General features: G+C 64.7%; 22 protein-coding genes. 14 read left to right on the top strand and 8 right to left on the bottom strand.

Annotated features, from left to right (window positions below):
• Positions 1-151 precede the first annotated feature (151 nt).
• On the top strand, positions 152-4,189 hold the full coding sequence (gene purL, locus NOV72_RS18150) for a phosphoribosylformylglycinamidine synthase (protein WP_106855980.1): 4,038 nt from the start codon (positions 152-154) through the stop codon (positions 4,187-4,189).
• Positions 4,190-4,318: 129 nt separating this feature from the next.
• Here the strand turns inward: purL and NOV72_RS18145 are convergent, their stop codons facing one another.
• The 5 genes from NOV72_RS18145 to NOV72_RS18125 all read right to left on the bottom strand — a co-directional run bounded on the left by NOV72_RS18145 (position 4,319) and on the right by NOV72_RS18125 (position 8,126).
• Positions 4,319-5,101 (bottom strand): peptidylprolyl isomerase, encoded by a 783-nt coding sequence (locus NOV72_RS18145; RefSeq protein ID WP_106855979.1) that lies wholly within the window; start codon positions 5,099-5,101, stop codon positions 4,319-4,321.
• An 82-nt stretch (positions 5,102-5,183) separates the two neighbouring features.
• Entirely contained in the window at positions 5,184-5,498 is a 315-nt protein-coding gene (locus NOV72_RS18140; RefSeq protein ID WP_106855978.1) for a BolA family protein, read from the bottom strand.
• A complete protein-coding gene (locus tag NOV72_RS18135) occupies positions 5,495-6,031 on the bottom strand; it encodes a septation protein A (protein WP_106855977.1) in 537 nt (178 codons plus the stop codon). Before NOV72_RS18135 ends, NOV72_RS18140 begins: the two co-directional genes overlap by 4 nt.
• A gap of 104 nt (positions 6,032-6,135) precedes the next feature.
• Positions 6,136-6,552: a peptide-methionine (R)-S-oxide reductase MsrB gene (msrB, locus tag NOV72_RS18130; RefSeq protein WP_106855976.1), complete on the bottom strand. Its 417-nt coding sequence runs from the start codon at positions 6,550-6,552 to the stop codon at positions 6,136-6,138.
• A 47-nt stretch (positions 6,553-6,599) separates the two neighbouring features.
• On the bottom strand, positions 6,600-8,126 hold the full coding sequence (locus NOV72_RS18125) for a protein adenylyltransferase SelO (protein ID WP_181291094.1): 1,527 nt from the start codon (positions 8,124-8,126) through the stop codon (positions 6,600-6,602).
• A gap of 171 nt (positions 8,127-8,297) precedes the next feature.
• Between NOV72_RS18125 and NOV72_RS18120 the strand changes: the two genes are divergently transcribed.
• From NOV72_RS18120 to NOV72_RS18080, 9 genes are all read left to right on the top strand, one after another.
• Positions 8,298-9,956 (top strand): 3-(methylthio)propionyl-CoA ligase, encoded by a 1,659-nt coding sequence (locus tag NOV72_RS18120; protein WP_106855974.1) that lies wholly within the window; start codon positions 8,298-8,300, stop codon positions 9,954-9,956.
• Between the two features lie 148 nt (positions 9,957-10,104).
• Positions 10,105-12,189: a 3-hydroxyacyl-CoA dehydrogenase NAD-binding domain-containing protein gene (locus NOV72_RS18115; protein WP_106855973.1), complete on the top strand. Its 2,085-nt coding sequence runs from the start codon at positions 10,105-10,107 to the stop codon at positions 12,187-12,189.
• Positions 12,182-12,835 carry a bifunctional nicotinamidase/pyrazinamidase gene (gene pncA, locus NOV72_RS18110; RefSeq protein WP_425428738.1) on the top strand — a complete coding sequence of 218 codons (654 nt, stop codon included), beginning with the start codon at positions 12,182-12,184 and terminating at the stop codon, positions 12,833-12,835. Before NOV72_RS18115 ends, pncA begins: the two co-directional genes overlap by 8 nt.
• Positions 12,832-14,010: an acetyl-CoA C-acyltransferase gene (locus tag NOV72_RS18105; RefSeq protein ID WP_106855971.1), complete on the top strand. Its 1,179-nt coding sequence runs from the start codon at positions 12,832-12,834 to the stop codon at positions 14,008-14,010. The genes pncA and NOV72_RS18105 overlap by 4 nt, the downstream gene beginning before the upstream one ends.
• 60 nt (positions 14,011-14,070) lie before the next feature.
• Complete coding sequence (locus NOV72_RS18100; protein ID WP_106856046.1) at positions 14,071-14,373, top strand: Dabb family protein; 303 nt, start codon at positions 14,071-14,073, stop codon at positions 14,371-14,373.
• A 5-nt stretch (positions 14,374-14,378) separates the two neighbouring features.
• Entirely contained in the window at positions 14,379-14,861 is a 483-nt protein-coding gene (locus NOV72_RS18095) for a PaaI family thioesterase (RefSeq protein ID WP_106855970.1), read from the top strand.
• 25 nt (positions 14,862-14,886) lie between these two features.
• A complete protein-coding gene (locus tag NOV72_RS18090; RefSeq protein ID WP_106855969.1) occupies positions 14,887-15,891 on the top strand; it encodes an NADP-dependent oxidoreductase in 1,005 nt (334 codons plus the stop codon).
• Between the two features lie 16 nt (positions 15,892-15,907).
• Positions 15,908-16,768, top strand: coding sequence for an SDR family oxidoreductase (locus NOV72_RS18085; RefSeq protein ID WP_106855968.1), 861 nt, complete (start codon positions 15,908-15,910; stop codon positions 16,766-16,768).
• A 49-nt stretch (positions 16,769-16,817) separates the two neighbouring features.
• Entirely contained in the window at positions 16,818-17,774 is a 957-nt protein-coding gene (locus NOV72_RS18080; protein WP_106855967.1) for an alpha/beta hydrolase, read from the top strand.
• A 434-nt stretch (positions 17,775-18,208) separates the two neighbouring features.
• Here the strand turns inward: NOV72_RS18080 and NOV72_RS32000 are convergent, their stop codons facing one another.
• The 3 genes from NOV72_RS32000 to ygfZ are packed head-to-tail and all read right to left on the bottom strand — an operon-like array spanning position 18,209 to position 20,277.
• On the bottom strand, positions 18,209-18,424 hold the full coding sequence (locus tag NOV72_RS32000; protein ID WP_146150018.1) for a hypothetical protein: 216 nt from the start codon (positions 18,422-18,424) through the stop codon (positions 18,209-18,211).
• A 22-nt stretch (positions 18,425-18,446) separates the two neighbouring features.
• Entirely contained in the window at positions 18,447-19,265 is an 819-nt protein-coding gene (locus tag NOV72_RS18075) for an NRDE family protein (protein WP_106855966.1), read from the bottom strand.
• Between the two features lie 13 nt (positions 19,266-19,278).
• Positions 19,279-20,277, bottom strand: coding sequence for a CAF17-like 4Fe-4S cluster assembly/insertion protein YgfZ (ygfZ, locus tag NOV72_RS18070; RefSeq protein ID WP_106855965.1), 999 nt, complete (start codon positions 20,275-20,277; stop codon positions 19,279-19,281).
• 104 nt (positions 20,278-20,381) lie between these two features.
• Here ygfZ and mltG point away from each other — a divergent pair, with 104 nt between their 5' ends.
• The 4 genes from mltG to NOV72_RS18050 are packed head-to-tail and all read left to right on the top strand — an operon-like array spanning position 20,382 to position 23,901.
• Positions 20,382-21,392, top strand: a complete 1,011-nt coding sequence (gene mltG, locus NOV72_RS18065; RefSeq protein ID WP_106855964.1) for an endolytic transglycosylase MltG — start codon at positions 20,382-20,384, stop codon at positions 21,390-21,392.
• The gene (gene tmk / locus NOV72_RS18060) at positions 21,393-22,013 is read left to right on the top strand and encodes a dTMP kinase (RefSeq protein WP_106855963.1); all 621 of its coding nucleotides are present in this window, start codon (positions 21,393-21,395) and stop codon (positions 22,011-22,013) included.
• A gap of 18 nt (positions 22,014-22,031) precedes the next feature.
• The gene (locus tag NOV72_RS18055; RefSeq protein WP_106855962.1) at positions 22,032-23,072 is read left to right on the top strand and encodes a DNA polymerase III subunit delta'; all 1,041 of its coding nucleotides are present in this window, start codon (positions 22,032-22,034) and stop codon (positions 23,070-23,072) included.
• Positions 23,073-23,115: 43 nt separating this feature from the next.
• A complete protein-coding gene (locus tag NOV72_RS18050) occupies positions 23,116-23,901 on the top strand; it encodes a TatD family hydrolase (protein WP_106855961.1) in 786 nt (261 codons plus the stop codon).
• Positions 23,902-23,944 lie beyond the last annotated feature (43 nt).

The following is a 23,944-nucleotide window of genomic DNA, read 5'->3' as shown; positions in this document are numbered from 1 at the left end:
CCGATTTCGAGACGCTTCCGGGTTATAATCGCGGTCTTCCTTTCGCCTCACGCCGTTTCGCGCGCTCGAGTCCGAATTTGCGAATTTTTCGATTCGCAAAAATGCGAGCGTCGCGCGAGCGGCACACAGACGTCATCGACGCACCGTCACAATGGCCCACTTCTCGTGTTTCCCCGGCGCTTCGGCCCTCTCCGATTTCCGTCAAAACCGCCTTCTCGAAACGCTCGCCCGCATCGACGCGAATATCGTCGGCGTGCGCGGCCAGTTCCTGCATTTCGTCAACGCATCCGAGCCGCTCACCGACGATGACAGCAGCCGCATCGACGCGCTGATGCACTACGGCGCGCCGTTCGACGCGCCGAAGGAGCGCGGCCACGTCGAGACTTTCATGGTCGTGCCGCGCTTCGGCACGGTGTCGCCGTGGGCGAGCAAGGCGACCGACATCGCGCATCACTGCGGGCTCGAGAAAGTGCGGCGCATCGAGCGCGGCGTCGAGTACTCGGTCATCATGAAAAGCGGCTTTCTCGGCGGCAAGAAGGCGCTGTCGGACGAAGCGCGCGCGGCCGTCGCGGATGCGTTGCACGACCGCATGACGGAAAGCGTCGCGGCCTCGCGCGATCAGGCGCTGCATCTCTTCGATGAACTGCCCGCCAAGCCGCTGCAGACGGTCGATATCATCGGCGCGGGGCGCCAGGCGCTCGAAGCCGCGAACGCGGAACTCGGTCTCGCGCTCGCGGACGACGAAATCGACTATCTGGTGAACGCGTTCGAAGCCCTGAAGCGCAATCCGACCGACGTCGAGCTGATGATGTTCGCGCAGGCCAACAGCGAACACTGCCGCCACAAGATTTTCAACGGCGAATGGACCATCGACGGCGAAAAGCAGGACATGTCGCTGTTCCAGATGATCCGCAACACGGAAAAGCTGAATCACGAAGGCACGATCGTCGCGTATTCGGACAACTCGGCGATCATGCAAGGCGGCGTCGCGGAGCGCTGGTTCCCGCGCGGCCGCGACGAGCGCTATCAGCGTCATGTGGAAACGACGCACACGCTGATGAAGGTCGAAACGCACAATCACCCGACCGCGATTTCCCCGTTCGCGGGCGCGGCGACGGGCTCCGGCGGCGAAATCCGCGACGAAGGCGCAACGGGCCGCGGCGCGCGTCCGAAGGCCGGGCTCGCGGGCTTCACCGTGTCGAACCTCGATTTGCCCGACGCGCGCGAAAAATGGGAAAACGACCGCGACGCCGCCGTGCCGCTCGCGTCGCGCAATCCGGCCGACCAGAACGCACCGTACGGCCGGCCCAACCGCATCGCGTCGCCGTTGCAGATCATGATCGACGGTCCGATCGGCGCCGCCGCCTTCAACAACGAATTCGGCCGCCCGAACCTCGGCGGCTATTTCCGCACCTACGAGCAGAACGTCGCGGGCCGCGTGCGCGGCTATCACAAGCCGATCATGATCGCGGGCGGCATCGGCAATATTTCGGATCAGCACACGCACAAGAACGATCTGCCGGGCGGCACGCTGCTCATTCAGATCGGCGGGCCGGGCATGCGCATCGGCATGGGCGGCGGCGCGGCGTCGTCGATGGCGACCGGCGCGAACACCGCCGAGCTCGACTTCGACTCGGTCCAGCGCGGCAATCCGGAAATCCAGCGCCGCGCGCAGGAAGTCATCAACACCTGCTGGCAAATGGGCGACGGCAATCCGATCCTGTCGATTCACGACGTCGGCGCGGGCGGCATTTCGAATGCGTTCCCGGAACTCGTCGATGGCGCGGGCAAGGGCGCGCGTTTCGAACTGCGCAAGGTGCAGCTCGAAGAAAGCGGACTTTCGCCGCGCGAAATCTGGTCGAACGAGGCGCAGGAACGGTACGTCCTCGCCATTTCGCCCGCCGATCTGCCCGCGTTCCAGGCCATCTGCGAGCGCGAACGCTGCCCGGTGGCAGTCGTTGGCGTGGCGACGGAAGAGCGTCAACTCAAGCTGATCGATGAAGCCAACGAAGGCCAGGAACCCGTCGACATGCCGATGGACGTGCTGCTCGGCAAGCCGCCCAAGATGCATCGCGACGTGACGCGCGAAAGCGCGCAGTTCACGCCCGTCGACGTGACCGGTCTCGCACTGTCGCAAGTCGCCGTCGATGTGCTGAAGCATCCGACGGTCGCGAGCAAGTCGTTTCTCATCACCATCGGCGATCGCTCGGTCGGCGGCACGACCGCGCGCGATCAGTTCGTCGGGCCGTGGCAGGTGCCCGTCGCCGATTGCGCGGTCACGACGATGGACTACGCGGGCTTTCGCGGCGAAGCGATGACCATGGCCGAGCGCACGCCGCTCGCCGTCATCGACGCGCCCGCGTCGGGACGCATGGCGGTCGGCGAAGCGGTGACGAACATCGCGTCGGCGCCGATCGAATCGCTGAACAAGCTCAAGCTGTCGGCGAACTGGATGGCCGCGTGCGGCAGCGCCGGCGAAGACGCCGCGCTCTACGACACGGTGAAGGCGATCGGCATGGAATTGTGCCCGGCGCTCGGCATCAGCATTCCGGTCGGCAAGGATTCGCTGTCGATGCGCACCAAGTGGCAGGACGCACGCGGCGGCGCGCGCGAAGTGGTGTCGCCGGTGTCGCTCATCATCTCGGCGTTCGCGCCCGTGGAAGACGTGCGCCGCCATCTGACGCCGCAACTCGTCGCCGACACGAACACGGTGCTGATCGCGATCGATCTGGGCCGCGGCCGTAATCGCATGGGCGGCAGCATCCTCGCGCAGGTGACGCAGCAGGTCGGCGACGCGGTGCCCGACGTCGACGATCCCGAAGACCTCAAGCGCTTCTTCGCCGCGATCCAGGCGCTTAACGCCGGCGGCAAGCTGCTCGCCTACCATGACCGCTCCGACGGCGGCCTGTGGGCCACGGTCTGCGAAATGGCGTTCGCGGGTCACGCGGGCGTGTCGCTGAACGTCGACATGCTGACGCTCGACGCCGAGCACGAATCCGATTACGGCGACGCGAAGGACTGGGCCAAGCAGACGAGCGGCCGCCGCGACGACCGCACGATCCGGGCGCTCTTCTCGGAAGAACTCGGCGCGGTGGTGCAGGTGCGCGCATCGGACCGCGACGCGGTGCTCGGCGCGCTGCGCGAACACGGCTTGTCGGCGTGCTCGCATGTGATCGGCAAGCCGAACGAAAACGGCGCGATCGAGATTTATCGCGACGCGAAGAAGATCTTCGATGCGCCGCGTGTCGAGTTGCATCGCGCGTGGAGCGAGGTGAGCTGGCGCATCGCGCGTCTGCGCGACAATCCGGCCTGCGCGGACGCCGAATACGACGCGCTGCTCGATGCCGCCGATCCGGGCATGTCGCCGGTGCTGAGTTTCGATCCGGCCGAAGACGTCGCCGCGCCGTTCATCGCGACGGGAAAACGTCCGCGTGTCGCGATCCTGCGCGAGCAGGGCGTGAATTCGCATCTCGAAACCGCCTACGCGTTCGACCGCGCCGGCTTCGACGCGCACGACGTGCACATGAGCGACCTGCTCGAAGGCCGCGCGACGCTCACCGATTTCGCGGGCGCGGTGGCGTGCGGCGGCTTCTCATACGGCGACGTGCTGGGCGCGGGCGAAGGCTGGGCGAAGACGATCCGCTTCAATCAGCGGCTCGCCGACATGTTCGCCGCATTCTTCGGCCGCACCGACACCTTCGCACTCGGCATCTGCAACGGCTGCCAGATGATGTCGAGTCTCGCGTCGATCATCCCCGGCGCGGAGAACTGGCCGAAGTTCACGCGCAACAAGTCGGAGCAGTTCGAGGCGCGCTTCTCGCTCGTCGAGGTGCAGAGTTCGCCGTCGATTTTCTTCGCCGGCATGGAAGGCTCGCGCATTCCGGTGGCGGTCGCGCATGGCGAAGGTTTCGCCGACTTCTCGCAGCAGGGCGACCCGGCGAAGGCGCTCGTCGCGATGCGCTACGTCGATCATCGCGGCAATGCGACGGAGCAGTATCCGTTCAATCCGAACGGCTCGCCGCAGGGCATCACGTCCGTGACGACGCCCGACGGCCGCTTCACCGTGCTGATGCCGCACATGGAGCGCGTGCATCGCAACGTGCAGATGAGCTGGACGCCCGAAGACTGGACCACCGACGGCAGCCCGTGGCTGCGCGTGTTCCAGAACGCGCGACGCTTCCTCGGCTGATCGCGCGTCGGCGCAAAACGAGACACCCCGAAGCGAGAGCTTCGGGGTGTTTTGCTTTTCAGGCGCTTGCTGAAACGACAAAGCCGCCCGAGGGCGGCTTTGTCATTCGAGCGAAACAAGCAAGCGCGCTTACTTGATCACGGCCTTGCTTCGCAGACCTTCTTCGAATGCCTGCAGTTTTTCCTGCTGAATCTGCTGCGCGATCTGCGTCTTGACCTGATCGAGCGGCGGCGGGGCGATTTCACGCGAATCGTCCATGCGGATGACGTGCCAGCCGAACTGCGTCTTCACCGGCTCGGGCGTCACTTCGCCCTTCTTCAGCTTCTCCGCGGCCGCGCCGAATTCCGGCACATAAGCCGAAGGCGACGACCAGTCCAGATCGCCGCCATTCTTGCCCGATCCGGGGTCTTTCGAATATTGCTTGGCGAGATCTTCGAAGCTCGCGCCGCCCTTGATCTTCGCGATCAGATCCTTCGCCTGCGCTTCGTCCTCGACGAGGATGTGATGCAGATGCAGTTCCTTGCCGCCGCCGTTCTGCTTCACGAGCTGGTCGTAGCGCGCCTTGATCTCGGCGTCGGTCGGCGCGTTCTTCTTCACGAAGTCTTCGATGAGCGCGCGCAGCACGACGGTCTGCTGCGCCACGGCGATCTGCGCCTTGATGTCGGGACGCGTCGCGATGCCTTCACGCGCGGCTTCCTGCATCAGGATTTCGCGGTTGATGAGTTCCTCGCGCACGGCCTGCTGAAGCTGCGGCGAATTCTGCTGACCTTGAGCGACGAGCTGTTTCACGAGCGCATCGGCACGCGACGTGGGAATCGGCGTGCCGTTGACGACGGCGACGTTTTGCGCGAAGGCGGGCGCAGCCGCGAATGCAGCCAGCAACACCCAGACGCGGGTTTTTTTCAAAGTCATCGGAGGTTCCTAACTGAGCAAACAGACGCCTTCAAAGGCGGATATCAAAAGGCAAGGCTTGGGTGATGTGAAGCGCGCGTGTCTATTCGAATTGTTCTGCGAACTCCTGCGGCGTGTAAGCGCGGATCGCGAGCGCGTGCACGCCGCGCCGCATTTCCTCGGCCAGCGCATCATACACCAGTCGATGCCGCGCCACGCGCGCCTTGCCGGCGAAGCAAGTGGCGACGATCGTCACCGTGTAGTGGCTTCCGGACGCAGCGCCCGCATGGCCCGCGTGCGCGGCGCTGTCGTCGTCGATATGCACCGACTGCGGCTGCAGCGCTTCGTTCAGACACGCTTCGAGATGCGCGATCTTCTGTGCCGCCGACGCGCTCGTAAAATCGAACGATGCGCTCATTGCCCGTCCTCCTTCATGTACTTCGCGAGCCAGAAACTCTGCGCGACGATGAACACGACGAGACAGCCCGTCGCGCCGAAGAGCTTGAAGTTCACCCACTGATCCGTGGTGAAGTTGTACGCGACGAAGAGATTCACGATGCCGAGCAGCGCGAAGAACACCGCCCACGCCACGTTCAGTTGTCCCCATACGCGATGCGGCAGCACGATCTGCTTGCCCATCATCGCTTCGATCAGATTCTTTCTGAAACCGATCTGCGCGACGATCAGCGCGAACGCGAACAGCCAGTAGAGCGCGGTCGGCTTCCATTTGATGAAGGTGTCGTTGTGCAGCACGAGCGTCGCGCCGCCGAACACGACGACGACGCCGAGGCTCACCCAGAGCATCGGATCGACCTTGCGATGACGGAACGCGACCCAGGCGATCTGCACGAGCGTCGCCGCGATCGCGACGGCCGTCGCGGTATAGATGCCCCAAACCTTGAATGCGACGAAGAAGAGAATGATCGGAAACAGATCGAACAGAAATTTCATTGGCGTCCGGACGTGATGGGCATCGGAGGGATGCGAGGCGCGCGAGAAAAAAGCGCCCGCGAGAAGCGGCGGGCGCCGGTACGACGAAATGCACGGGCTCGCGCTTACTTGGGTTCGAATTGTAGCGCAGCCGAGTTGATGCAATACCGCAGGCCGGTCGGCGCGGGGCCGTCCTCGAAGACGTGGCCGAGGTGCGCGCCGCAGTTCTTGCACAGCACTTCGATGCGCAACATGCCGTGCGTGCGGTCGGTTTTCTCCTGGATCACTTCGCCGTTGATCGGCTTGAAGTAGCTGGGCCAACCGCAGCCGGCGTCGAACTTCGTCGCGGATTCGAAAAGCGGCGTGCCGCAGCACACGCAGTCGTAGACGCCGCGCTCGTCGTGATCCCAGTATTTGCCGGTGAACGGCCGCTCGGTCACGGCGTGGCGCGTGACCTGATATTGCATGTCGTCGAGTTCGCGGCGATAGGTGGCGTCGTCCTTTTGCAGCGGATAGTTCGTCGGGGTGTCGTCGTGGCTCATGTCTTTCCTTTGATCGGGCCGGGAAGGCCTCGTATATGCGGGCGATCCTACGAAGAACAACTGACTTCGAGATCGCTCGCCCAACTGGGCGGCAGGCCGGCATAGGCCTCGTCATGCGGCTGTTCGTCGTACGGATTGCGCAGCACGTCCAGCAGGCGCTCCACTTCCGAAAAATCCTTCTCGGCCGCCTGGCGGATCGCCTGTTCGGCCAGATGATTGCGCAGCACGTATTTCGGATTCACGCGATTCATCGCCGCGGCGCGTGCTGCGTCGTCGCGCGGCTCGTGCGCGAGGCGCTCGCGATACTGCGCGGCCCATGCATCGAAGGCGGCGCGGTCGAGGAACAGATCGCGCACGGGCGCGTCCCGGCTCGCGTCCGATTTCGAGAGCTTCGACAGATTCCGGAACGTCAGCGTGAAGTCCGCGCGATTCGCATGCATGATTTCGAAGAGACCGTTGGCGAGCTTGTCGTCGTCGTCGCGCTCGACTTCGAGGCCGAGCTTCGCGCGCATCTTCGCGACGAGCGCGGGCCCGAAACGCTCCTTGTAACGCTCCATCACCTTCTGCGCTTCTTCGACCACGCGCTCGGCGCGTCCTTCCTCCGGCAGGTTTTCGCCGAAGAGCGGCACGAGCGCCTGCGCGAGGCAGAAGAGATTCCAGTACGCGACCTGCGGCTGGCGGCCGTACGAATAGCGGCCCTGCGTATCCGAGTGATTGCAGATGTGATGCGCGTTGAACCCGTCCATGAAGCCGAACGGGCCGTAGTCGATCGTCAGTCCGAGAATCGACATGTTGTCGGTGTTCATCACGCCGTGACAGAAGCCGACGCCTTGCCAGTGCGCCATCAGATCGGCGGTGGAATGCACGGCGACGTCCAGCAGCGCGAGATAAGGATCGTCGGCGTCGCGGCAGTGCGGATAGAAGCGCTCGATGACGTGATCGGCGAGTTTCTTCAGATCGTCGATGCGGTCGTTCGAATAGAAATGCTCGAAGTGCCCGAAGCGAACGAAGCTCGGCGATACGCGCGTGACGATCGCCGCCGTCTCTATGGTCTCGCGGCGCACGGGCAGATCCGAGCCGATGACGGCGAGCGCACGCGTCGTCGGAATGCCGAGATGATGCATCGCTTCCGAGCACAGAAACTCGCGGATCGACGAACGCAGCACCGCGCGGCCGTCGCCCATGCGCGAGTAGGGCGTGCGTCCCGCGCCCTTCAGTTGCACTTCGAGACGCTCGCCCGCGCGTTCGACTTCGCCCAGCGTGAGCGCGCGGCCATCGCCCAGTTGACCGGCCCATACGCCGAACTGATGACCCGAATACACGGCGGCATAGGGCAGCGATTCGCCGGGCCAGTCGCGCGTCGGATTGCCGGCGAAGTACGCGGCGAATGCATTCTTTTCAGCACCGGTCGCGATATGCGGATCGAAGCCGAGCGATTCGGCCATCTCGCGCGAAAGGCCGACGAGATACGGATCGGGCGCCGGCGCGGCGGGAAGACGCGTGAGAAACGCGTTGCCGAGCGCGGCGAACGAACCGGGCTCGCCGACCCGGATCGCGCCGGCGATTTCGCTCATGGAACGCGCGTCGGCGGGCGTCTCGTCGCGCACCGCGCGCACGGCATTGCTTGGGGAAAACGACATATTGAGCGCCTCTGAGTTAAACGATATTGTAATTCCGCGTCCGCGGGCCTGCAGGAGCGCGGCCCGGCCATCCGCCCACCATCGACAGATTCGAGGACCTCGCCTATGACGTCGCCGCTCTACGGCCAGATGATGGAAGTACCGCTGCTCGCGTCGTCCCTGCTGTCCCATGCCTCGCGTCACTTCGGCGACAACGAGATCGTGTCGCGCCGCATCGAAGGCGACATCCACCGGTATACGTATCGCGATTGCGAGAAGCGCGCGAAGCAGCTCGCGCAGGCGCTCACCGCGCTCGGCGTCGAACAGGGCGAGCGCATCGGCACGCTTGCATGGAACGGCTACAGACATCTGGAGTGCTATTACGGCGTGAGCGGCATGGGCGCCGTCTGCCACACGATCAATCCGCGCCTCTTTCCCGATCAGATCGCGTTCATCATCGATCACGCCGGCGATTCGTACGTCTGCTTCGACATGACCTTCGCGCCGCTCGTCGAGATCGTCGCGCCGCAGTGCCCGAACGTGAAAGGCTGGATCGCGCTCGGCGACGCCGCGTGCATCGGCGAGCATCTCTCGAACATGAGCGTGCCGGTGATGAGCTACGAGAGTCTCATCGGCGAGCACGACGGCAACTACGAATGGCCGATGCTCGACGAGCGTCAGGCCTCGTTTCTCTGCTACACGTCGGGCACGACCGGCAATCCGAAGGGCGCGCTGTACTCGCATCGATCGACCGTATTGCACGCCTACGGAGCCGCGTTGCCCGATGCGATGGGCGCGTCATCGAGCGATGCGATCCTGCCCGTCGTGCCGATGTTCCACGTCAACGCGTGGGGCATTCCGCACGCGGGGCCGCTCGTCGGCGCGAAGCTCGTGTTTCCCGGCAAGGACCTCGACGGCAAATCGCTCTACGAACTGATGGAAGCCGAAGGCGTCACTTTTTCGGCGGGCGTGCCGACCGTCTGGATGGGCCTGCTCACCTACATGAAGCAGGAGAACGTGCGTTTTTCGACGTTGAAGCGCACGGTGATCGGCGGTTCCGCGTGTCCGCCCGCGATGCTGCGCAGCTTCGAGGAAGAGTACGGCGTGCAGGTGATCCACGCGTGGGGCATGACGGAGATGTCGCCGCTCGGCACGTTGTCGCGCCTCAACTTCAAGCAGAAGCAGCGCCCGCTCGAAGAACAGCGCCGCTCGCTGGAGAAGCAGGGCCACACGCTTTTCGGCGTCGACATGAAAGTGGTCGGCGACGACGGCCACGAACTGCCGTGGGACGGAAAGTCCTTCGGCGATCTGTACGTGCGCGGGCCGTGGGTCATCGACCGCTATTTCCGTCGCGACGACTCGCCGCTCATCGACGGCTGGTTCCCGACGGGCGATGTCGCGACCATCGATCACGACGGTTTCATGCAGATCACCGATCGCAGCAAGGACGTGATCAAGTCCGGCGGCGAATGGATCAGTTCCATCGAACTCGAGAACATCGCGGTGTCGCATCCGCAGGTGGCGGAGGCCGCGTGCATCGCGTGCTCGCATCCGAAGTGGACGGAGCGGCCGCTGATCGTCGCGGTGCTGAAGCCCGGCGCGACCGTCACGCGCGAGGAACTGCTCGCGCATTTCGAGGGCAAGGTCGCGAAGTGGTGGATTCCGGACGACGTCGTGTTCGCCGAGGAATTGCCGCACACGGCGACGGGCAAGCTGCAGAAAATGCGCCTGCGCGTGCAGTATCGCGATTACGTGCTGCCGAGCGCGGCCGAAAACTCCGTTTAACGCATTCACGCTCGTCGAAGCCCCGGTCCGCCCGCGCGGAGCCGGGGTTTTTTCGTATCGACGAACAATTGAACGATCGTGCTATTTTGTGTATTCTGCACCCATCGCCCACAATTCAACCGGTATCCGGTCGACAGGAGACACGTTCATGGCAGTGGACTACACGATCCGCGACGGCGTCGCCGTCATCACGCTCGACAATCCGCCAGTCAACGGGCTCGGGCATTCGACGCGCCTTGGCGTCGTCGAAGGCGTCGAGCGCGCGAACGATGACGACGGCGTGCGCGCCATCGTCATCATCGGCGCGGGCAAGGCGTTTTCGGGCGGCGCGGACATCACCGAATTCAACACGCCGAAAGCCACGCAAGAGCCGACGCTCATGACCGTCATCGCGACGCTGGAAGCGAGCGCGAAGCCCGTGGTCGCCGCGATCCACGCGGTCGCGATGGGCGGCGGTCTCGAACTCGCGCTCGGCGCGCACTACCGCGTCGCCGCGCCCGGCGCGCAGATCGCGCTGCCGGAAGTCAAGCTCGGCCTTCTTCCCGGCGCGGGCGGCACGCAGCGCCTGCCGCGCGTGGTCGGGCTGGAGACGGCGTTGAACATGATCGTGTCGGGCGCGCCGGTGCCGTCGGAGAAACTCGCGCAAACCGCGCTCTTCGACGAACTCGCCGACGGCGATCTGCTGGAACGCGCGCTGTCGTTCGCGAATCGGGTCGCGCAACGAAACGGTCCGCATCCGAAAGTGCGCGACCGCAAGATCGAGCATCCGAACGCCGAGGGTTTCATCCAGTTTGCGCGTAACGGCGTCGCGGCGGTCGCGAAGCATTATCCGGCGCCGCACAAGTGCATCGATGCCGTCGAGAAGGGCGTGAAGGAAGGCTTCGAGCGTGGCCTCGCATTCGAGCGCGAATGCTTTCTCGCGCTCGTGCTGACGCCCGAAAGCCGCGCGCTGCGGCATGCGTTTTTTGGCGAGCGCGCGGCGGCCAAGATCGCCGACGTGCCGTCGGACACGCCTGTCAGGACGATCGCGCAAATCGGCGTGATCGGCGCGGGCACGATGGGCGGCGGCATCGCGATGAACTTCGTCAACGCGGGCCTGCCCGTCGTGCTGCTCGAAACGAAGCAGGACGCGATCGACCACGGGCTCGCCACGATCCGCCGCAATTACGAGGCGCAGGTCAAGAAAGGCAAGCTCACGCAGGAAAAGCTCGAAGAGCGCATGGCGCTGATTCGGCCGACGCTCTCGTTCTCCGATCTGTCGAACGCCGACCTCATCATCGAAGCCGTGTTCGAGGAACTGGGCGTGAAAGAGCAGGTGTTCCGCCAGCTCGATGAAATCGCGAAGCCCGGCGCGATCCTCGCCTCGAACACATCGACGCTCGATCTGAACAAGATCGCCGCGTTCACGAAGCGTCCGGGCGATGTCGTCGGCATGCACTTCTTCAGCCCCGCGAACGTGATGAAGCTGCTCGAAGTGGTGCGCGGCGAGAAGACGGACAAGGACGTGCTCGCCTCCGTCATGCAGCTCGCGAAGAAGATCAAGAAGACGGCGGTGGTGTCGGGCGTGTGCGACGGTTTCATCGGCAACCGGATGATCGAGCAGTACATCCGGCAAGCGCTCTTCATGCTGGAGGAAGGCGCGCTGCCCGCGCAGATCGATCGCGCGATCGAGCGATTCGGCTTCGCGATGGGCCCGTTCCGCATGAGCGATCTCGCGGGCAACGACATCGGCTGGGCGATCAGAAAGCGCCGCTATCGCGAGCAGCCGGATCTGCAGTATTCGCGCGTCGCGGATCGTCTCTGCGAAACGGGGCGCTTCGGGCAGAAGACCGGCGCGGGCTGGTACGACTATCAGCCGGGCAAGCGCGACGCGGCGCCGTCGAAACTCGTCGACGACATGATCGTCGCGTATTCGAAGGAACGCGGCGTCGAGCGCCGCAAGATCGGCGATGAAGAAATCGTCGAGCGTCTCGTGCTGTCGCTCGTGAACGAAGGCGCGAAGATTCTCGCGGAAGGCATCGCGGGCAAGGCGTCGGACATCGACATGGTCTATCTGACGGGCTACGGCTTTCCGCTGTGGCGCGGCGGCCCGATGCTCTATGCGGACACCATCGGCCTCTACAACGTCGAACGCGCGATGCGCAAGTACGCGAAGCAGGCCAACGGCGAAGCGTGGCGGCCCGCCGCGCTCGTGACGGAACTCGCGCAAGCGAATGGACGCTTCAATGACTGAGATGAAACCCGTCGACGACGTATTCGTCATCGTCGATGTGCAGTACGACTTCATGCCGGGCGGGGCGCTGGCCGTCGCGCGCGGCGATGAAGTCGTGCCCGTCGTCAACCGGATTGCCCGCGCGTTCTCGCACGTCGTGCTGACGCAGGACTGGCATCCGCGTTCGCACGTGTCGTTCGCGGCGAATCACGCGGGCCGTCAGCCGTTCGAGACGACGACGCTGCCGTACGGCGAACAGGTGCTGTGGCCGGTTCATTGCGTGCAGGATACGGAAGGCGCGGCGCTGCATCGCGATCTGCATGTGCCGCATGCGCGGCTCGTGATTCGCAAGGGACATCACGAGCACGTCGACAGCTACTCGGCGTTTCTCGAAGCGGATCGCGTGACGCCGACCGGCCTCGAAGGCTATCTGCGCAATGTGGGCGCGAAACGTGTCTGGCTCGCGGGACTCGCGACCGACTATTGCGTCGCGTGGTCCGCGCTCGACGCGCGCGCGGCGGGCTTCGAGGTGACCGTGATCGAAGACGCGTGCCGCGCGATCGATCTGAACGGCTCGCTCGAGCGCGCGTGGCAAAACATGCGCGACGCCGGCGTACGGCGTGTGACGTCGGCGGACATACTCAATCAAGGCAGGGAGACAAAATGACCGATGCAGTCATCGTATCGACGGCGCGCACCGCGCTCGCCAAATCGTGGCGCGGCGCGCTCAACATGACCCACGGCGCGACGCTCGGCGGCCACGTGACGAAGGCCGCCGTCGAACGCGCGGGCATCGATCCGGCGCGCGTAGAAGACGTCATCATGGGCTGCGCGAATCCCGAAGGCGCGACGGGCATGAACATCGCGCGGCAGATCGCGTTGCGCGCGGGCTTGCCCGTCTCCGTGCCGGGCATGACGGTGAATCGTTTCTGCTCGTCGGGCTTGCAGACGATCGCGCTCGCCGCGCAGCGCGTGATGGCGGGTGAGGGCGATGTGTACGTCGCGGGCGGCGTCGAATCGATCTCGTGCGTGCAGAACGAGATGAACCGCCACATGCTCACCGATGGCTGGCTGAACCGGCACAAGCCCGAGATCTACTGGTCGATGTTGCAGACCGCCGAGAACGTCGCGAAGCGCTACGAAATTTCGAAGGCGCGGCAGGACGAATACGGCGTGCGTTCGCAGCAGCGCGCGGCGGCGGCGCAGGCGGCAGGCAAGTTCGACGATGAAATCGTGCCGATCACCGTGCTCGCCGGCATCGCCGACAAGACGACCGGGCGCATGTTCACGAAGGAAGTGACGCTCGCCGCCGACGAAGGCATCCGCGCCGGCACGACGCTCGAAGGCGTGTCGAACATCCGGACCGCGCTGCCCGGCGGCGTCGTCACGGCGGGCAACGCGAGCCAGTTTTCCGACGGCGCATCGGCGTGTGTCGTGATGAACGCGACGCTCGCGGAGAAAGAGGGACTGCAACCGCTCGGCATCTTTCGCGGCTTCGCGGTCGCGGGCTGCGAGCCCGACGAGATGGGCATCGGTCCGGTGTTCGCGGTGCCGAAGCTGCTGAAGCGCGCGGGCTTGTCCGTCGGCGATATCGGCCTGTGGGAGCTGAACGAAGCGTTCGCCGTGCAGGTGCTCTATTGCCGCGACACGCTCGGCATTCCCGACGAGCGCCTGAACGTGAACGGCGGCGCGATCGCGGTCGGGCATCCGTATGGCGTGTCGGGCGCGCGGCTGACGGGCCATGCGCTCATCGAAGGCAAGCGGCGCGGCGCGAAGTTCGTCGTGGTCACGATGTGCATCGGCGGCGGGCAAGGGGCGGCGGGGCTGTTCGAAATCGTGTGAGCATTTGCTGTCCGACGATTTTTGCTACGCTTCGGGATTCATCGCCAAGAAGGAGCCGCCGTGCTACGTCACATCGTCATGTGGAAGCTGAAGGACAACGCCGAGGGCGCGAGCCGCGCCGAGAACGCCGAAAAGCTGAAGGCGAAGCTCGAAACTTGCCGCAACATCGTCAAGGGGCAGGGACATTTCGAAGTGGGCACCGCGCAGCCGGGTTTCGACTGCACGTATGACGTCGTGCTCGTCTCCGATTTCGACGACAAAGCCGCGCTCGAAGCGTATCAGGTTCATCCGAAGCATCAGGCGCTGAAGGACTTCGTCGCGGCGATCCGCGAAGACCGGCAATGCGTCGATTACGAAGTGTGAGCGCGATGTCCTCTTCCGATTCATCATCAGCGGGCAACGTCTCGATCGAAAGCCCGTTCATCGACGCGCTCGGCGTGCAGCTCGTCAAGGCCGCCGACGGCGAGAGCGAAGTGCGCATGCCGCTCGAGCAAGCGCATTTGAACACATGGGGCATCGCGCACGGCGGCGTGACGATGACCCTGCTCGACGCGGCGCTCGCGCTCGCCGCGCGCAGCGTCGCGGGCGACGGCATCGGCGTCGTCACTGTCGAGATGAAAGTCAACTTCATGCAGCCGGGCCGTGGCGAGCTGCGCGGCTATGGCCGCGTGCTGCATCGCTCGACGACGATGGCCTATTGCGAAGGCGAGATCCGCGACAGCGAAGGCCACTTCGTCGCGAAGGCGCTCGGCACGTTCAAGTACATGAAGCGGCTCGCGGTCGGGCGCGACATCGTCAGGCAGAAAATGCGATCCGATCCGAAGGCGACGCCCGGTCCGAGCGACGCCTGAATACCCAATTCGAAGGAGAATCCGCATGGCCGAGACACCGATCAACCGCCAGATTTTGCTCGTGTCGCGCCCGCAAGGCGAGGCGTCGCTGTCGAACTTCAAGCTCGTCGAGACGCCGCTCGCGCCGCTGCGTGACGGCGAAGTGCGCGTGCGCAATCACTATTTGTCGCTCGATCCGTACATGCGCGGCCGCATGGACGACGCGAAATCCTACGCCGCGCCGCAGCCGCTCGACGAAGTGATGATCGGCGGCACGGTGGGCGTCGTGAGCGAATCGCGCAATCCGGCGTTCGCGGTGGGCGATAGCGTCGTCGGCATGTTCGGCTGGCAGGAATACGGCACGTCCGACGGCCGCGGACTGAACAAGGTCGATACGTCGCGCGTGCCGCTGTCCGCGTATCTCGGCGCGGTCGGCATGCCGGGCGTCACCGGGTGGTACGGGCTCAATCGCATCATCGAGCCGAAGGCCGGCGAGACGATCGTCGTGTCGGCGGCGAGCGGCGCGGTGGGCAGCGTCGTCGGGCAACTGGCGAAAGCGGCCGGATGCCGCGTGGTGGGCATCGCGGGCGGCGCGGACAAGTGCCGCCATGTCGTCGAAACGCTCGGTTTCGATGCTTGCGTCGATTACAAGGCGGGCAAGCTCTATGAAGATCTGAAGGCCGCGACACCCGATGGCGTCGATGGCTACTTCGAGAACGTCGGCGGCGAAACGCTCAACGTCGTGCTCGCGCGCATGAACGCGTTCGGGCGCGTCGCGGTGTGCGGCATGATCTCAGGTTACGACGGCAAGCCTTCGCCGTTGAACGCGCCCCGGCTCATCCTGACGCAACGGCTCAAGCTGCAGGGCTTCATCGTCAGCGAGCATCCGGAGGTCTGGCCGCAGGCGCTGAAGGAACTCGGCGAGCGCGTCGCGTCGAAGAAGCTGCATTTTCGCGAAAGCATCGCCGAGGGCCTCGACAATGCGCCCGAAGCGTTCCTCGGCCTGTTGCGCGGGAAGAACTTCGGCAAGCAGCTCGTGAAGCTCGTTTAGCGGCGAGGGCACGCACGTGGATCGCTTCGAAGGCAAGGTCGCCGTCATCACCGGCGCGGGCAGCGGATTCGGGCGCGAGTTCGCGAAGCTGGGCGCGGCGCTCGGCATGAAGCTCGTGCTCGCCGATCGCGACACCGCCGCGCTCGCCGCGACCGTCGAAGCGGTGGGCGAGGCGGGCGGCGACGCGATCGGCGTCACGACGGACGTGTCGGACGCCGCTCAGGTCGATGCGCTCGCGCGCGCGTCGCTCGACGAATACGGCGGCGTGCATCTGCTCTTCAACAACGCGGGTGTCGGCGCGGGCGGCTTCGTGTGGGAGAACAGCGCGAACGACTGGCAGTGGGTCTTCGGCGTGAACGTGATGGGCGTCGCGAACGGGCTGCGCGCCTTCGTGCCGATCATGCTCGAACAGAACGAGCCGGCGCATATCGTCAACACGGCGTCGGTGGCGGGCCTGCTCGCCGCGCCCGCGATGGGCGTCTACAACGCATCGAAACATGCGGTCGTCGCGCTGACCGAGACGCTTCATCACGACTTGCGGCTCGCGGGTGCGTCGCTCGTCGGCGTGTCGCTGTTGTGCCCCGCGTTCGTGCCGACCGGCATCGCCCAGGCCGAACGCGCGCGGCCCGAGACGCTCGCCAACGACGCGCCGCTCACCGCATCGCAAAAGCTCGCGGCGCGGCAACTCGCGAGAGCGGTGGAAGGCGGCAAGCTGTCCGCGCGCGAGGTCGCCGAGTTGACGTTCGATGCGGTGCGCGAAGGCCGCTTCTATGTCATCACGCATCCGAACATCATGCCGTCGGTGCAACTGCGGCTCGACGACATCGCGCAATTGCGCAATCCGACCGATCCGATGTCGCTGAAACGGCCGTGCTGACGGCGCGTGGTCATGGCATCATCGGGGCCCTTTGAAATCCATTTCGCCGATGCCGCTCAATCCGAAGATCGCGCAAATCCTGGAGATGGTCGCGCGCGCGAATCGACCGCCGTATCACACGCTCACGCCGCAACAGGCGCGCGCCGCCTACGCGATGAGCGCGCCGATTCTCGACATCGCGCCGCTGCCGATGTTCAGCGTCGAAGACCTGCGCATTCCCGTGCGCGACGGCGAAACGATCGGCGTGCGGATCTACCATCCGGTCGAGCCGGGCTGGGCGCAGCCGTCGGCGGCGCTCATGTATCTGCATGGCGGCGGCTTCACCGTCGGCAGCGTGTCGACGCATGACGCGCTGTGCCGCAAGTTCGCGCACGACGCGGGGTGCGCGGTCGTATCGGTCGATTACCGGCTCGCGCCCGAGCACAAGTTTCCGGTCGCGGCGAACGATGCCTTCGACGCGCTGCAATGGCTCGCGCGCGAAGCGCCGACGCTCGGCATCGATCCGGCTCGGCTCGCCATCGGCGGCGATAGTGCGGGCGGCACGCTCGCGATCGTCTGCGCGGTACTCGCGCGCGATGCGGGCATCGATCTTCGGTTGCAATTGCTGATTTATCCAGGCACGAGCGCGTGGCAGAAGAGCGCGTCGCACGCGCGGCTCGCCGACGGCTATCTGCTTTCCGGCGAGACGATCCAGTGGTTCTTCGCGCAATATTTGCGCGAAGACCGCGACCGCGACGACTGGCGCTTCGCACCGCTCGACGCCGCCGGCGGCGTGCCGGACTTCAAGGGCGTCGCACCGGCGTGGATCGCGGCGGCAGATCATGATCCGCTTTACGACGAGGACGTTGCTTTTGCCGCCGCGCTCGAAAACGCAGGCGTGCCGGTCACGCTCATGCGCTACGAAGGCATGATTCACGAGTTCTTCAAAATGGGCGGCTTCGTGCCGGAAGTGACGCAGGCGCATGCGAATGCGGTCGATGCATTGCGAGAAGCGTTGAATAAATAGCGGGATTGAAAAGAATCTTTCGTAGAGTTGAGTATTATCCGAAAGTAAATGTTGACGTAATCAATTCGTAATTGCTGATGCTATGATTGGAAACAGATTGAACACGTCATTGAGTCATTAATTCATGACGCCAGTCAATCAATGCATGCGAAGTTATTAGATCATCTTAACTGCGCATGCTATTTTTAAACCACTCATAGATAAAAGAAATGAAAAAAACTCTGGCTGCCATCGCTGCAATCGGTCTTGCTTTTGCCGTTTATTCGGCTCCGACTTTCGCCATGGCGTGCGAACCGGGTACGCCGGCGGACCTGTGCACATGCGGGCCGGGCGTGCCCATCCAACTCTGCGATAGCTTGGCTCAGTAACTGAACGCCACGCCTTCTTATTCGTTTCGAACGCATGAGAAGGCGTTGTGATTTTCTTGGAAGTGGTTAGTTTGCGCCCGCAGGTGGCGGACGCGACCGGCAAATCGCGACACGCGTCGAATAAACAGAAAATAATGAAAGACGAGCCGAGATCTGAGTTTTACGTGAAAAACGGCTTTCTCGTTGTTCGTTTAATGCCAAATGCTGGAATCGAAGCCAGTGCGTTTTATTAATTATTAAACCGTTTTTCAAATAACGACCGCCGCCGTATTGCTCGCTCATGACCTAGCCGAGCCATCTCGCGTCATTTCACCTCGAAGCTGAACGCCCGCTCAAAAGCCCCCGGCCGCACGATCCGATGCGAACCGTCGTCGTCGCTGCGTTCCTTGATTTCCAGCGATAACCCTCGCGCCGACACATTCACGCGCAACGCCGTCGTGCTGCGCGTCGCGTAATCCGGCGTTTCGATGAACGCCGCCGACAGCACGCGCTCCCGCTCGATCGAAATGCCCGTCGAGGGCAGATGCTCGTCGTTCGCGATACGCGGGTCGCGCAACGTGTCGATGAGCACGTCGAGCGACGGGCGTTCATCGGCGTGAATCAGATCGCACAGCGCCTCGCGTTGCGCGACGAGCTTCGGCCAGGGCGTGTTCAGGAGACTGTTGGACAAGCCGTGCACGCCGCTATCGAGCAACGCGGGCGGCGCATCGGCGCGATTGCCGTACCAGCCGAGTTCGCGTCGCGTGAAGTCCGCGCACAGCAGGTTGAAGCCGTTATATCGATGACCTTCCCGCGCCACACGCCGCAAATAGTCGAGCGGCGCCTCGCGTTCGCCGGCGAGAAACGCGCTCACGAGCGCGCCGCGCGTCGGCGCGTCCGGCTTCACGTCGCCTGGCGCGCGATAGTTCGTCAGCGCCGCGAAACGGCCATCGCGCGAAACGCCGAGCCACGTCCCGCCGCCCGTCAGGTCGCGGCCCGCGAGGACGCCGGGCGCGTCGGTCCACCAGTGCATCGGTTCGGCGTCGCGGCGCAGGAATTCGTCGCGATTGGCCGAGAGCGTCAGCAATGCGCGGCCGTTGTCGTGCGAAGCACCGGGCTGCCAGTCGAAGACGATCAGGCACATGCGCGCGACCTCATCAGGCGTCGGCGGGAAAAGCGTAGGGCAGCGGCACGAAGCCGAGCGTGGGGCCATCGGCCGCGCCGACGTGCACCGAGCCGTCGTTGAGCGCGGCGAGCTTGATCTCGACGAGACAATCCGCGCCGCCGTGCTCGCCAGGCGCCACGTTGACGACGAGCCCGCACGGCTGACCGGGATCGTCGGAATGAAAGAGCTCGGCGCCGGGCGAAACGATATCCGTGTGCGTATCGACATGCGCGAGCGCGGTGCGCCGCTTGATCGTGCCGCGATACTGGCTGCGCGCGACGATCTCCTGTCCCGGATAGCAGCCTTTCTTGAAGTTCACCGCGCCGAGCACGTCGAAGTTCACCATTTGCGGGACGAACTGCTCGACCGTCGCGTGCGTGATGCGCGGCTCGCCCGCGTGGATGTCGAGCCAGTCCCACATCTGCTCTGGCACGCGCGTCAGTTTTTCGGCGAGCTTCGCGAGTTGCGCCTCGACATCGGCTTTCGGTCCGACCCATAGAAAACGCGGCCGATGCGCCGCATCCGGCACGCGGATCAGCGCGCCGTGCGGGCCTTCGACCTTCACGTGCACGCCGTCGGGCAGCGCATCGAAAATGCCGGAGAGCGCCGCGCGCACGTCGCCCGCGAAGCCGACGGCCGCCACTTCGGAGGTCGCGTCGGTGAGCTTCGCCTTCGAGCGCAGCACGAACATCGACAGGCGTTTCTGCACGGCGGCCTGGACGTCGTGCGCGATCAGCAGGCGCACTGCGTCGGCCGTGCGCCACATCAGAAACGAGCCGAGCAGGCGGCCTTTCGGCGAGCAGTAGCCCGCGAGCCGCGCGGTCGATGCATCGAGATGCTGGACGTCGTTCGTGACCTGGTTGTGCAGGAACGAGGCGGCGTCCTCGCCCTTGACGTCGATCACGCCGAACTGGGTCAGCGGCATGTACGCGCCAGCGGTCTTGACGGCGTCGAAGTCTGAGGCGGCGAGGGCGATGGTCTGGGAATTCATGGGTCGGCGGGCTGTCAATCCTATCGTTTGGGCGCAAGCCCGATAAAGCGGCTCTGGCGCAGGCGGCAAGTTATTATATTGGTCTTATCTCAAGCGTGTTTCGCATGTCCTTTTTCAAGAAATGTGTCGCGGCGGCGGTGTTCGTCGCGATGCTCGCAGCGGCCGTCGCGGGCGGCGTGTACTGGTGGGCCAACCGGCCGATGACGCTGTCGGCGCCCGAACTCGACGTCACCATCAAGCCCCACAGCAGCCTGCGCAGCGTGAGCGCCCAGTTGAACCGTGGCGGCGTGCCCGTCGAACCCGAACTGTTCGTGCTGATGACGCGCGTGCTCGGCCTGTCCGCGCAGTTGAAGTCCGGCAATTACGCTTTCAAGAGCGGCATCACGCCTTACGAAGTGCTGGAGAAAATCGCGCGCGGCGACGTGAACGAATATGTCGCGACCGTCATCGAAGGCTGGACGCTGCAGAAAATGCGCGGCGAACTCGACAGCAATCCCGCGCTCACGCACGACACGGCCGGCATGACCGACACCGACCTGCTGCGCGCGATCGGCGCGCCCGAAGTGGACAAGGCATCGGCCGAAGGCCTGTTCTTCCCGGACACCTATCTCTTCGACAAGGGCACGAGCGATCTCGCCGTCTACAAGCGCGCGTACCGGCTGATGCAGGCGCGTCTCGCCGAAGCGTGGAACACGCGCGCGCAGAATCTGCCATACAAGACGCCCTATGACGCGCTCATCATGGCGTCGATCGTCGAGAAGGAGACGGGGCGCGCGTCGGACCGGCCGCTCGTCGCGGCGGTGTTCGCGAACCGGCTGCGTATCGGCATGCCGCTGCAGACCGACCCGAGCGTGATCTACGGCCTCGGCCCGACCTACGGCGGCAAACTCAGGAAAAAAGACCTGCAGACGGACACTCCGTACAATACCTACACGCGCATGGGCCTGCCGCCGACGCCGATCGCGCTGCCCGGCGTGGCCGCACTGAACGCCACGCTCAATCCCGCCGCGAGCAACGCGCTGTATTTCGTGTCGCGCGGCGACGGCAGCAGCATCTTTTCCGACAATCTGGGCGACCACAACAAGGCCGTCGACAAATACATCCGGGGTCAATGAATGGCGCGCGGCAAGTTCATTACGTTCGAAGGCATCGACGGCGCGGGCAAGACCACGCATCTCGACTGGTTCCGCCAGCAGCTCGAAGCGAAGCTGGCGCCCGCCGGGCATGGCGTCGCGATGACGCGCGAACCGGGCGGCACGCCGCTTGGCGAAACGCTGCGCGGCATCCTGCTGAATCAGCCGATGGATCTCGAAACAGAAGCGCTGCTGATGTTCGCCGCGCGCCGCGAACATCTGGCGCAGGTGATCGAACCGGCGCTCTCGCGCGGCGACTGGGTGTTGTCGGACCGTTTCACGGACGCGACGTTCGCGTATCAGGGCGGCGGGCGCGGCCTGCCGCGCGACAAGCTGGAAGCGCTGGAGCGCTGGGTGCAGGGCGGTTTTCAGCCCGATTTGACCGTGCTTTTCGACGTGCCCACCGACACCGCGAGCGAGCGCCGCTCGGCGGCCCGCGCGCCGGACAAGTTCGAGAGCGAGTCGGAGGCGTTTTTCGAGCGCACGCGCAACGAATATCTGCGCCGCGCGGAGGAATCGCCGCAGCGGTTTTTTATCGTCGATTCGACGCGTTCCATCGACGATATTCGTGAAAAACTCGAAGAACTGCTTGCAAGCCTCTGATTTAATACAAATATACCGATGATCTACCCCTGGCACACCGACGACTGGCAGCGTCTTCAACAATTGCGCGCGCACTGGCCGCACGCGTTGCTGCTGCATGGCGAGGCGGGCATCGGCAAGCTCCAGTTCGCGCAGCATCTGGCGCAGGGGCTGCTCTGCGAGATGGCCGCGCCGAATGGCGAGCCGTGCGGGACGTGCCCGGCGTGCCTGTGGTTTTCGCAAGGCAATCATCCCGATTACCGCGCGGTGCTGCCTGAAGCGCTCGCCGGTCTCGCCGCCGGCAGCGCCGACACGACCGACGCGCCCGCCGACAAGCCCGATGGCGACGAAGGCAAGAAGTCCCGCACGCCCAGCAAGGAAATCAAGATCGAGCAGGTGCGCGGGCTGCTGGACTTCTGTAGCGTCGGTTCGCATCGGGGCGGCATGCGCGTCGTGGTGCTGTATCCGGCCGAAGCGCTCAACGTCGCGGCGGCGAATGCATTGCTGAAAACGCTCGAAGAACCGCCCTCGGGCGTGGTGTTCTTGCTGGTGTCGGCGCGCGTCGACCGGCTGTTGCCGACGATCATCAGCCGTTGCCGTCAATGGCCGATGAGCGTGCCGCCGTCCAAAGCAGCGAGCGCGTGGCTCGCGTCGCAGGGTATCGACGATCCGGCGGGGCTGCTCGCGCAGGCAGGCGGCGCGCCGCTTGCTGCACTGGCGCTCGCGAACGACGAAAATCGCGCCTTGCGCGACTTCACGCTCGCGCAACTCGCCGCCGGTCCGAATTGCGACGCCTTCGCCTGCGGGGAAAACCTGCAGAAGCTGCCGGTGCCGCTCGTGCTCGGCTGGCTGCAGCGCTGGCTGTACGATCTGCTTGCCGAGCGCACGGCGGGCCGGCCGCGCTATTTTCCCGGCGCGGCGAAAGCGCTCGCGCGATGCGCGCAAAGCGCCGACTCCGCCGCGCTCGTCCGCTACATGAAGACCGTCACGCGCCAGCGCGCGGTGGAAAATCACCCGCTCAACGCGCGGCTCGTGTTCGAGGAACTGTTCATCGGCTATCGCGACATCTATATCGCCTGAAGTCATCGAGCCGCGACGCGGGAAACGTATCAAGGAGCACCGGATGTTCGTCGATTCACACTGTCACATCAACTTCGAAGGACTCGCCGACCGTCTGCCCGACGTGCTCGACAAGATGCGCGCGCACTCCGTCACGCACGCGCTGTGTGTGTCGGTCGATCTGGAAACGCTGCCTTCGGTGCTCGACATCGCCGAGAAACACGAGAACGTGTATGCGTCCGTCGGCGTGCATCCGGATCACGAAGAGGCGAAAGAGCCGAGCGTCGCGGAACTCGTCGAGCTGGCCGGGCATCCGAAGGTTTGCGCGATCGGCGAAACCGGGCTCGACTACTATCGTCTGGAAGGGCGCAGCATCGCCGAGATGGAATGGCAGCGCGAGCGCTTTCGCACGCATATTCGCGCGGCGCATCGGACGGGCAAGGCGCTCATCATTCATACGCGTTCATCGTCGGACGACACGCTGCGCATCATGGAAGAAGAGCGCGCGGGCGTGCCGGGCGGCGTGATGCATTGTTTCACCGAGCCGTGGGAAGTCGCGGAACGGGCGCTTGCGCAGAACTTTCATATTTCGCTGTCGGGCATCGTCACGTTCAAGAATGCGAAAGATGTGCAGGACGTCGCGCGGCGCGTGCCGATCGAGCGTCTGCTCATCGAAACCGATTCGCCGTATCTCGCGCCGGTGCCGTATCGCGGCAAGCCGAACGAACCTGCGTACGTGAGTTATGTCGGACGTTTCATCGCGCAGTTGCGCGAGCAGCCGGAAGAAGCCGTCGCACAGGCGACCACCGACAACTTCTTCCGGCTCTTCAAGATCGCGCGGCCAGTCTGAGGGCGGCCGGCCCGCGCGCGATAAAACTGTTTCAAAGCAATCC

The sequence above is a fragment of the Caballeronia novacaledonica genome (genome assembly GCF_900258035.1).
Taxonomy (GTDB): Bacteria; Pseudomonadota; Gammaproteobacteria; order Burkholderiales; family Burkholderiaceae; genus Caballeronia; species Caballeronia novacaledonica.
Note: the sequence above shows the minus strand (reverse complement) of the source record. Positions and strands in the feature narration are given on the sequence as shown.

Coding starts and splice junctions, on each gene's coding strand:
- pncA (WP_425428738.1), top strand. CDS start 12,182: ATGACTGAGATGAAACCCGTCGACGACGTATTCGTCATCGTCGATGTG.
- NOV72_RS18075 (WP_106855966.1), bottom strand. CDS start 19,265: ATGTGCCTGATCGTCTTCGACTGGCAGCCCGGTGCTTCGCACGACAAC.
- msrB (WP_106855976.1), bottom strand. CDS start 6,552: ATGAGCCACGACGACACCCCGACGAACTATCCGCTGCAAAAGGACGAC.
- NOV72_RS18140 (WP_106855978.1), bottom strand. CDS start 5,498: ATGAGCGCATCGTTCGATTTTACGAGCGCGTCGGCGGCACAGAAGATC.
- mltG (WP_106855964.1), top strand. CDS start 20,382: ATGTCCTTTTTCAAGAAATGTGTCGCGGCGGCGGTGTTCGTCGCGATG.
- NOV72_RS18080 (WP_106855967.1), top strand. CDS start 16,818: ATGCCGCTCAATCCGAAGATCGCGCAAATCCTGGAGATGGTCGCGCGC.
- NOV72_RS18145 (WP_106855979.1), bottom strand. CDS start 5,101: ATGACTTTGAAAAAAACCCGCGTCTGGGTGTTGCTGGCTGCATTCGCG.
- NOV72_RS18095 (WP_106855970.1), top strand. CDS start 14,379: ATGTCCTCTTCCGATTCATCATCAGCGGGCAACGTCTCGATCGAAAGC.
- ygfZ (WP_106855965.1), bottom strand. CDS start 20,277: ATGAATTCCCAGACCATCGCCCTCGCCGCCTCAGACTTCGACGCCGTC.
- NOV72_RS18115 (WP_106855973.1), top strand. CDS start 10,105: ATGGCAGTGGACTACACGATCCGCGACGGCGTCGCCGTCATCACGCTC.
- NOV72_RS18090 (WP_106855969.1), top strand. CDS start 14,887: ATGGCCGAGACACCGATCAACCGCCAGATTTTGCTCGTGTCGCGCCCG.
- NOV72_RS18125 (WP_181291094.1), bottom strand. CDS start 8,126: ATGAGCGAAATCGCCGGCGCGATCCGGGTCGGCGAGCCCGGTTCGTTC.
- NOV72_RS18055 (WP_106855962.1), top strand. CDS start 22,032: ATGATCTACCCCTGGCACACCGACGACTGGCAGCGTCTTCAACAATTG.
- NOV72_RS18105 (WP_106855971.1), top strand. CDS start 12,832: ATGACCGATGCAGTCATCGTATCGACGGCGCGCACCGCGCTCGCCAAA.
- NOV72_RS32000 (WP_146150018.1), bottom strand. CDS start 18,424: ATGAGCGAGCAATACGGCGGCGGTCGTTATTTGAAAAACGGTTTAATA.
- NOV72_RS18050 (WP_106855961.1), top strand. CDS start 23,116: ATGTTCGTCGATTCACACTGTCACATCAACTTCGAAGGACTCGCCGAC.
- purL (WP_106855980.1), top strand. CDS start 152: ATGGCCCACTTCTCGTGTTTCCCCGGCGCTTCGGCCCTCTCCGATTTC.
- NOV72_RS18135 (WP_106855977.1), bottom strand. CDS start 6,031: ATGAAATTTCTGTTCGATCTGTTTCCGATCATTCTCTTCTTCGTCGCA.
- tmk (WP_106855963.1), top strand. CDS start 21,393: ATGGCGCGCGGCAAGTTCATTACGTTCGAAGGCATCGACGGCGCGGGC.
- NOV72_RS18120 (WP_106855974.1), top strand. CDS start 8,298: ATGACGTCGCCGCTCTACGGCCAGATGATGGAAGTACCGCTGCTCGCG.